The 10,641-nt window shown below is 60.3% G+C and carries 3 protein-coding genes; all 3 read left to right on the forward strand.

Features of this window, described 5'->3' with window-relative positions; all coding sequences use genetic code 11:
- The first annotated feature begins 831 nt into the window (after nt 1-831).
- From ACWCQK_RS41085 to ACWCQK_RS41095, 3 genes are read left to right on the forward strand one after another with little or no spacing between them, the layout of a single operon-like run.
- Complete coding sequence (locus ACWCQK_RS41085) at nt 832-5,694, forward strand: amino acid adenylation domain-containing protein (protein WP_451164251.1); 4,863 nt, start codon at nt 832-834, stop codon at nt 5,692-5,694.
- Nucleotides 5,691-9,434, forward strand: a complete 3,744-nt coding sequence (locus ACWCQK_RS41090) for a beta-ketoacyl synthase N-terminal-like domain-containing protein (RefSeq protein ID WP_451164253.1) — start codon at nt 5,691-5,693, stop codon at nt 9,432-9,434. The genes ACWCQK_RS41085 and ACWCQK_RS41090 overlap by 4 nt, the downstream gene beginning before the upstream one ends.
- Nucleotides 9,431-10,369 (forward strand): nuclear transport factor 2 family protein, encoded by a 939-nt coding sequence (locus ACWCQK_RS41095; RefSeq protein WP_451164255.1) that lies wholly within the window; start codon nt 9,431-9,433, stop codon nt 10,367-10,369. The genes ACWCQK_RS41090 and ACWCQK_RS41095 overlap by 4 nt, the downstream gene beginning before the upstream one ends.
- Nucleotides 10,370-10,641 lie beyond the last annotated feature (272 nt).

The raw sequence follows: 10,641 nt of genomic DNA on the forward strand, positions 1-10,641 counted from the left end.
TGCTGAAGCGGCAGATGTTCGGCCGGGCCGGCCTCGACCTCCTGCGCAAGCGCATCCTCCTCGCCCGCTGACCCACCTGCCACAAAACCCGCGACAGTGACCCTACGTCAGACCTGCACCAAAAGTGATCCAGAACCCAACTTCACCCGTGGGCGTGACCCTGCCGGCAAGACGGTCCACACCGGTACTACCCCTGACCACCGAGCATGCCCCCGTCCCATTTCGCCGAACTCGTCCGCGACTCTGGAAGATCGCGGCCCGCGCCATGTCCGCGACACCACCTTCGCCGAAGGACGCCTCCGAACTGCGCACCGGTAACGCGCCCCGCGATGGCCACCTGATGCAACCTCGCCATCGGAGCCTTCCGCACGGTCAGAGCAAAAACACCGCGTCCAGCCTCCACCTCAACACTCGCAGCCCTCGGCCTCGGATGACCACGAACTGGACGTCATGTGACTACCAAAGTCCTGAATGGCCAATTGAGAGCACGCAAAGAAGGCGTCAGAAAAGAGCATTGACTACTCCTATCACATGCCAGGTGTGCATTTTGGCGGGTTATGCGGCTTGCGCACACAGCATCTCAACCTTGCCAGAAAATAGAGCACATAGAGTAGTATCCAGAAGCCGATCACTCTGCAGTCGTTTATGCTAACGTCCCCGTTTGTCGACTGAGGTCGAGAGCTTCAGGACGGCAATAGGTTCCGCTAAATTTCGAGGCTAGTATTCATGTTACCTAATTCTCATTCCATCACAGATGCTGAGCCCCTCTTTCCTGCAGGGCAAGAAGGAGGGACTCAAAACTTCTCGGCCGATATGACAGTGCATGGCTTCGTGGAGCAGTGGGCCAAGCAGACTCCGGATGCAGTGGCGGTAACGGACGAAAGTAAGTCGCTTACTTATGCCGAACTGTCGTGGCAGGCAAGCCAGCTAGCGCATTTTCTCAAAGAGCGAGGGGCGAGTCCTAGTTCTCGTGTGGGGGTGCGCTTGCCGCGCGGCATTGATGCGATAACGGCATTCCTGGCGATACTCAAAGCGGGATGCGCCTATGTGCCACTTGATCCCAACTATCCGCCGGACCGATTGGCATTTATGTCCGAAGATGCCGAGTTGGCACTCACCGTAACACCGGGCTTCTTGAAGGAAATAGTTGGGACAGCGGTTTCACTCTCTTGTGACTCATCCGCTGAAGCCGCTCTGGGCAGTGACATCGCTTACGTGATCTATACGTCCGGCTCGACCGGCAAACCCAAAGGAATCGAAGTCTGCCACCGCAGTATTGTCGACATGGCGATGAGTGTCAATTGTATGCAAGTAGACCGCACAAGTCGCTTCCTGCATGCATCATCGATCTCATTTGACGCTGCCGTGCTGGAGATCTGGTCGACCCTCCTACAGGGCGGCCAACTAGTTATCGCAAAGGACGGCCCGTTAAGCAGCACAGAGCTGACCAACTTGCTCCAAGGAGGTGTCACACATGCGATGCTCCCCACAGCACTATTCCATCGGCAAGCCGAAGAAGCTCCAGAGTCCTTCGCTGGCTTGCAGACAGTGGCCGTGGGCGGGGAGGCCCTCAGCGCAGACCATGCGACGGTAGTATGCCGGACCAATCCTGACTTGCGGCTAGTCAACCTCTACGGTCCCACCGAGGTCACTGTCTACTGCACTTACCATGTACTGAAAGGCCCTGAAGGGCTAACCGATCCGGTGCCGATCGGCCGGCCAGCGGCGAATGTGCGACTTCGGGTGCTGGACGCGGACTTGCGGACAGTTCCTTTGGGAGAAGTGGGCGAGTTATTCGTGGGAGGCCCTGGTCTGGCGCGGGGGTATCTACACCGGCCAGAGTTGACGGCTGAGCGGTTCATTTCAGATCCGCAAGATGCGGAGCTGCGGTTGTACCGGACAGGTGACCTAGTACGGTGGCAGCCGGATGGCAACCTGGTCTTCTGTGGACGGGCAGATAACCAGGTCAAGCTGCACGGTCTTCGGATCGAACTCGGTGAGATAGAGGCGATGCTACGAAGTCACACAGCGGTGGCGCGCGCATTGGTGACCAAGCGGGAAGACCGGCCGGGGCAGCCTTATCTGGCCGCTTACGTCACCCTAAGTAAGGGCCAACAAGTGGCCATAGAGCAACTGCGCAGCCACCTGGCCTGCAAGCTTCCGGCGTATATGATGCCGACGGTCTTCCAGTTGCTGAGTGCACTACCGCTGACCGCTAATGGCAAAGTGAATGTTGCGGCGCTGCCGGTTCCGTCCCTGGTGCGGGATGCAGGGCTGGGGCCGGTGGTGGCCCCACGGTCAGCGGTGGAGGAGATCCTGGTTGCTTTATGGCAGGAAATTCTCGCTGTCGAAGAAGTGTCGGTCCATGACGGCTTCATCGCGGCGGGCGGGAATTCACTGGCCGCGATGCGCATCGCGTCTGCAATAGGGAACCAGTTTGGGGTCCAGTTGCCACTGTCGACACTACTGCCCGAAGGCACCATCGCTGGTTTGGCCAAGCTTATCGAACACATCACGGCGCAGCCTGGCACTGCGCTAAATCTCGCACCTATTCCCCGAGTCGGGCGAGACGGGAAACTACCGGCTACTGCCGGGCAGCGGGGGTTATGGTTCCATGACCAGACCTATCCAGGAAACGCCGTCTACAGCGAGATCCTGCCGCTGCGACTGCGCGGTCCTCTGCACGTGGGGGTGCTGCGGCAGTGTATCGAATGGCTGGTGGCCAGGCACGAGCCACTGCGCACTGCGCTAGTCCCTGACGACAAGTACCTAATCCAGCGGATCCGGTCAGTAGATGAGGTGGTGCTGGCAGAGGTCGATCTGACCAGCCTGGACGATGACAGTGAACGAGAAAAGGCGCTGGGCCAGGCGGTGCGCTGGGCCGCACGGCCCTTCGACCTGGCCAGGAGTCCGCATGTGCGGGCGCAGCTGATTCGGGCGACTGAGCAGGATCATCTGCTGGTGTTGGCTATGCATCATACGGCGGTGGACGGCTGGTCCGCGAACATCATGTTCCAGGAACTCGCTATGGTATACCGGACACTGGCCGCTGGCGAGCGGCCAGTGTTGGAGCCGCTGCGGGTACAGTTCGCCGACTTCGCCGCTTGGCAGCATGAACAGCTTGAGCAGGGCAAATTCGAGGAGAAAATTGCCTACTGGCGCAAGCAACTGGCCGACGTTCCCCGGCAACTACTTCTGCCCACTGATCTGTCCCGCCCCGAGCACCCCAGCGGGCAAGGGGCACTGGCCCGAGCTCGCCTGTCTGGCGAACTGACCAGCCGCATCGACGAAGTGGCCCGGGCGACTGGAACGACCCGCTACATGGTCTTACTGGCCGCTTTCCAGGTGCTGCTAGCCCGCCACAGCAGCATCGACGACGTCGTAGTGGGGACCCCAGTTTCCGGTCGCACCCACCCCGACTTCGAGCGCGCGGTCGGCTACTTCATCAACATCTTGCCGCTACGCACCCGCATCCAGCAAGAAGAACGGTTCACCGATTTACTGGCACGGGTGCGTAGCACCGTACTGGAAGCTTACGCCCACCAAGAGTTACCTTTCCCCGTCCTGGTGCAAGCCTGTGGGATCGAAACCGACTCTTTGAACCCGCTAGTACAGGTCGCTTTAGTTCCCGAAGACGTCTATACGCATGCCTTCGCTCTCGATGATCAACTCCACGCAGCCTTTGAGTACCACGATCTAGGAATTTCCAAGTACGACCTGACCCTGGCACTCATCCCCGACACTGGTGGCGATGGGTTGTGCATCAATGCCGAGTACCGAACGGATCTTTACCAGTCCGCCACCATCGATCGCTTGCTTAACCACCTTCGTATCCTGCTCCAGTCCGTCACGACCACGCCTGACGCCCCTGTCGGGCAACTTGAGCTGCTACCTGCGGTCGAACGCGCCGAGGTGTGCGGCGGTTTCGACGGACCGGTCCGTGGCTTTCCAACCCAGCTAGGCGTGCACCAACTGGTGGACCACTGGGCGGAGAAGACCCCCGGCGCAATAGCCCTCGTAAGCGACGATGAGGCATTGACCTATGCCCAATTGGCCACCCGCGCCAACCGGCTCGCCCACTACCTCGCCGACCGTGGCGCCGATCCCGAAACCCGCGTCGGAGTGCACGTGCCCCGGGGCATCGACGCGGTGGTGGCTTTCCTGGCCATCCTCAAGACCGGTGCCGCTTACGTCCCCTTGGACCCGGCTTACCCTCGAGATCGACTGGCTTTCATGACCGATGACGCCGGACTCGTCCTCACCCTCACTCCCGAACTCCTCGACCGTAGCCGCGCCGCCATCGCCGCTTACCCCGCTCAGTCGCCTGTCGTCTCCGCCAACGGCAAAGACATCGCTTACGTCATCTACACTTCCGGCTCCACCGGCAGCCCCAAGGGCGTGCCCATCCGTCACGACAGCGTCATCGACCTGATCACTGGCGCCGATTATGCCCAGGTCGATACGGAGACACGGTTCCTGCACTCCACGTCTGTCTCCTTTGATCTCACCACGTTCGAGGTGTGGGTCACCCTTTGCAACGGCGCGCAGTTGGTCGTAGCACCGCCAGGGCCGGTGACGGTGGAACAGATCGCGAGATTGATCCGCGATCGCAAGGTCACGCATGCCAATATGGCGACAGCGCTATTCCACCGGCAGGTCGAGCACGCACCTGAGTCGCTGCGCGGCCTACGCACAGTAGTGGTAGGGGGGGAAGCCCTGAGCCCATCCCATGCGATGACAGCACTGCAACACCATCCGGGTCTGCGGCTGATCAATGGCTACGGTCCGACCGAGGCCACTGTCTACGCCACCTGTCACGTACTCACCGCCGCTGATCAAATCTCCGAGGCTGTTCCCATCGGCCGGCCCACCCCTAATACGCGGGCGCGGATTATGGATGATCATGGAAGGCCGGTACCCATCGGAGTGCCCGGGGAGCTATATCTAGGGGGTCCGGGACTGTCACCGGGGTACCTGAACCGGCCGGAGCTGACCGCCAAGCAGTTCGTGCCTGACCCAGAGCATCCGGGCGAGCTGCTGTACCGGACCGGAGACTTGGTGCGCTGGCTACCTGACGGCACGCTTGCCTTCCACGGCCGCATCGACCAGCAGATCAAGCTGCACGGCTATCGTGTCGAGCCCGGCGAAATCGAAGCCGTCCTGCACGCCCATCCTGACGTGGGCGACGTGCATGTCATGCGGCGCGAGGATCAGCCAGGAGGACTCCCCTACCTGGCCGCCTACTACATCACCACCCCGGGTAGGCAGGTTTCCTCTGAGGAGCTCACCACGTTGGCAGCTACTCGTCTCCCTTCCTATATGGTGCCCCGCGCATATGTTGCGCTGAAACGATTCCCACTCACCGGCAACGGAAAGATCGACCGCACTAGCCTGCCCGCACCCCAAGCTCCGGCGGTGTCCCCAGCACAAACTGGTGGACGTCTGGAAGAGGAAGTTGCGACGATTTGGCGCAGCGCGGTTATGGCTGATGCCATCGATCTTGATGAGCGACTATTCGACATCGGCGGCGCCTCCCTCCATGTGATCCGTATCCATCAGCAGATCATCGAACGCTACCCCGCCCTTTCTTTGCGGATGATCGACCTGTTCACTTACCCAACCGTGCGTACCTACAGTGCCCATCTGCGCACCCTGCAAGCTCGAGTAAACGAGCAAAGAGGAGATTCCGCATGATCGGCACGCAACACGATTCTGATGCAGTGGCAGTCATTGGTATGGCAGGCCGTTTCCCTGGCGCCGACAACATTGACAGCTTATGGTCGATGCTCCTGGACGGCAGAGAGGCGGTGCGGCGGTTCACCGATGCGGAACTTGAAGCCGCTGGCGTAGCCGCCCATCACATCAAGGACTCTAACTACAGGCCGTTCGCCGCCGATCTGGCCGGTATCGAGGATTTCGACGCGGCCTTCTTCGGAATCACGCCCGCCGAGGCTCGACTAATGGACCCCCAGCACCGCTTCTTCCTGGAGTGCGTCTGGGCGGCGCTGGAAGACGCTGGTGCACCGGCAGCCTCCTGCGAGGGCAGCATCGGTGTTTTCGGCAGCAGTAGTCTGAGCTCTTATCTGATGCACCATATCCTGCCCTCAGCCAAGTACCGCGGCCAGGCCTACAGTTACCCGGTGTTACTCGGCAATGACAAGGATTTCCTGGCCACCCGGGTGTCCTACCGGCTCGGTCTACGCGGCCCCAGTATGACGGTCCAATCAGCATGTTCCAGCTCGCTGGTCGCAGTGGACCTGGCCAGGGCTTCTGTGCTGTCGGGGCAGTGCAAAGTTGCGGTGGCTGGAGGAGTGAGCATCTTCACCCCTCAGACAGCAGGCTATCTCCATCAACACGGCGGCACCTTCTCCGCGGACGGACACTGTCGGCCCTTCGACGCTTCGGCTTCGGGCATGGTGCGCGGCAGCGGTTGTGGTGTGGTGGTTCTAAAACGCCTGGAGCAGGCGTTGGCCGACCATGACCACATCTACGCCGTCATCGCCGGCAGCGCTGTTAATAATGACGGCTCGTTCAAGGCCAGCTATACAGCCCCAAGCGTGGCTGGGCAGGTGGAGGTGATCCAAGCGGCTCTGGCCGCCTCGGGTGTTCCGGCCTCGGCCATCGGTTATGTCGAGGCGCACGGCACCGGCACCTTCCTCGGCGACCCCATCGAGGTCGCGGCCCTGGGCCAAGCTTATGGCGCCACCCCTGGTCCACGGGGATGCGCGCTGGGCAGCATCAAAGCGAACATCGGCCATCTGGACGCCGCTGCCGGCATCACCAGCCTGATCAAGGTGGCACTCGTGCTGCGCCACCAAACCATCCCCCCGCAGATTAACTTCACCCAACCCAACCCGGAACTCGGCCTGGACAAGACACCGTTCACCATCCACACCCGCGTCCATCACCCCGGCCAGCCGCTGCGTGCTGCCGCGCTGACGTCCCTGGGAGTCGGCGGCACCAACGCTCACTGTGTCCTCACCGCACCCCCGTCTGTTCCAAGCAGGGTGGAACAATCGGCCAAGAAAGGATACCTGCTGCTGCTGTCAGCCCCGGAAGAAAAGCGTCTGGCGGATACCGCAAGTGACCTGGCACTCTATCTAGAGAACAATCCCACCATCCGACTCGATGACCTCGCTTATACCCTGTCTGTCGGACGCGAGCCGCTATCCCAGCGCGCTGCTGTCACTGCCACAACACTGCACGAAGCAGTCACCAATCTGCGGGCGCTGGCAGCCGGAGAACACCATCGCGCGGAAGATCCACGTACCTATGCTTGGCATAGTGGGGCGCCGGTTGCGGCCGTACCCGTCGGGGAGGTAAGCGCGGCCCAGAAGATCCGGATTCCGGGGACACGGTTTCACCGGGAACGTCATTGGATTGACGCGCCCACGGCATCGTCGAAATTTAGTCAGGACATACCTCAACAGCAAAGCAGTATGACTAGCACTGCGTCGATCATTGCTCAGATTTTCAACACCCACTTGGGCATCGACTGCGTCGGTCCAGATGACGACTTTTCCGCCCTCGGCGGCGAATCTCTCAGCGCACTCTCGCTGGTCGCCAGCCTGAACAGGCAACTGGACCTGCGACTGACGCTTGCCCAGTTCACCCGGCTAGGGACTCCCCGCCGACTGGCCGACTGGGCGACCTCCGAACATCCCGTCTCCCCTTCGAAGACAGACAGTTTACACCTCATAAAAGACGGAACACGCGGCCAGGAAGTGTTTCTTGTCCATCCTTCGGGTGGGACCACGCTCTTCGCTCACCAACTGGCTTCCCACAGTACCGATCCCAGCCCGCTTTACGCCCTCTCCTATCCGTCCCATCTCACTCCGTCGCTGACCTCCATCGAGGAAATGGCTCAGCATTACATCGCTCTGATCCGTACGGTTACCCCACACGGCCCCTACCGCATCGGCGGATACTCACTCGGCGGCATGGTGTCACTCGAGATGGCGAATCAGCTTATTGAGGCCGGCGAAGAAGTCGAGAAGGTGCTCCTCTTCGACACCCTGCCCCCGCAAGCCCATGCTATTACCTTCAGCGACGAGGAATTCCTCACTGCTTTCCCTGCCCTGCTCGCAACGACTCTTGGTCTACACCAGCCTGGCCCTGCACTTAATCGGCCCGGTACGCCAGACGAAGCCATTGAATTGGTGCGTCAGCCGAACTGGACATCCGCCACCCTCCGAGAACTACGTAACCTCTACGAGGTCTGGCGAACCAGCGCCCACGCCCTGAGCAATCACCGTCCCCGGCCTTTCAGTGGGCAGGTTCACCTTCTCACTGCCGCCGAACCGCTCCCGTCCAGTCTGGCCGCCCTGCCCACCAAATCCGTCTCTGCCGACGACTGGCGCCCTTACCTCACGGGTGACCTACACCTCACCATCGTGCCAGGCAACCACTTCAGCATGTTCCACGAAGAACACCTCCCTGCACTTGCAATCGCTTACGACCACGCTCTCACGCATACACCCGCCGGACACGGCCTCCGAGCAGCGATATCTGCGCTCAATCAGCCAGCCGTATCCAGCGCCAAATACCGCCCGGAAGCCTGGCTCTTCGCTGGTCAAGGCACTCAGTACGCAGGCATGGGATACGACCTGCTCACCCTTTACCCAGAACTGGTACGCGAAGCCGACGACATCCTCGGATATTCCATAGAACGACTATGTGCTGGTGACCCGCGTCGACCGCTCATCAACACCGCCTACGCCCAACCAGCTATCTACGTTGTCAACGCCCTCGCTGCCCGACAGCACTACGAAAGAACTCGAAACCGACCCGGCCTCGCTCTGGGGCACAGCCTGGGCGAGTATAACGCTCTTGAGACAGCTGGAGTCCTGAGCTTTGGCGATGGCTTGAGACTGGTCGCAGCCCGTGGCGCCGCAATGGCCCGCATCCGCGGAGGCGGCATGCTCGCCATCACTGGCCTTTCTGAACAACGTCTTCGGGAACTCCTAACCACAGACGACTTCCAACACATTGATCTGGCCGCAGCCAATACCCCCCTCAGTCATACCCTGGCTGGCCCAGAGTCTGAACTGGACCGGCTCACCCCTCTTCTGCTGGCTCACGGAGCCCGCGCGGCTCGTAGGCTCAATGTCAGCGGCCCCTTCCACTCTCGCTACATGCACCCCGCCGCCGACTCACTGCGCGCCGCCTTGTCCGCTATCACGTGCAAAGAACCAGCCATCCCGGTCCTTGCCAATACCACCGACCAGCCCCACCAACACCGCGGCATCCCCGCCGAGCTCATCGCGCAACTCACCCACACTGTCCGCTGGCGCCGCTCCGTCGAAAGAGCCATCAACGATCACAACCCGCACTTCCAAGAGATCGGTGACCAGCGCATCCTCAGCCCCATGACTATCCAAATCCAGGCGGCGCTCGCCGCTAAGCCCACCGCACTCAAGGGAACAGATCGATGAGCATCCAAGAAATCAAGGGTGTGTGTCTTCAATTCTTGAAAGCCTATGAAAACCGCAACCTAGACACACTGAGCCGGATCATAAATAATAGCGAAGACCTCGTGGTTCTGGGCACCCATAAAGACCTCCACTTCTTCGGCTGGAGCGCTTTCCGAACCTCGCTTACTAATCAGTTCTCGGTCATCAGTGAAACCCGAATCCGCATCACCGATTTCCACTGCCGCACCCTCGCTCGGGAAACCACAGCCTGCGCTACTTTGATCACCGACTACCATGGAAAAATATCCGGACGTGACGTCTGCCTCATCGGACTCCGCCTAACGCTTTCCCTGGAAAAGGAAGAAGACTCATGGCGCATTCTACAAATTCACTGGTCCGCCCCACAAAACGGCAGCCTTCTAAATCCAGAGCATAGCGAAATGCGCACTCTCGCCGCGAAGCAGCAGATCCACTCCGCTTCCGATGATGATGATGATGCAATTTCTACCCGTGAGAATATTTCCCACGCATCACGAGAAGCCTTCTCTGTCTATCAGAGAATAACTCAATGCGTCACTGAATCCATCAACCAAGGCCGCTTCGACTTCACTCGGGACATCCAGCCTCATGTTGATGCGAGTTTCATCGAAATCGTTGAGGGCGTCCCCCTGCCGCTCAGTGCTGTACGGGAGAGCTTCATCGCCCTCTTGGACGCTGTGGCTTCCGGCGCGATTTTCTCCTGGACGATAGAATTGGAACGCGCATGCGACCTAGCAGCCGATACCGTCCTGCTCATCACTACCGCTCACGTCACCCTTTCCCACCCGGCAGGAGACCGGGAAATCAACCACTACCGCATCAGTAACATCCTCCAGAAGGAGACACCAGTTAAATGGGTATTCCTCCATCAGCATCGCACCACCCTCGCGCGCAGGGTTGATTCAAAGTCCCCGTGATTATATATCGACTCGAACCGCTCATAACGCGATCTGGCTGAAAAGTTCGGGTACGACTACATGGCGACGCACAGCGCCAATACTGCAACAGGGGGCCTTACTACTGACTTGTAATGCGTGATGTCGTGGGGTGCTGACTGGTCGTGATTGTCGCGGTACCCCACGGTCATGAGGTAGGCGCAGGGTGGTGGGCTGACTGCCGAGCGGAGGGCGTTTCGCGAGCAGATCCGTCTGGATGCGGGTGAGATGTTCGCGGCCGGTAGCGGCAATGC

Source organism: Streptomyces sp. NPDC002306, from assembly GCF_053593435.1.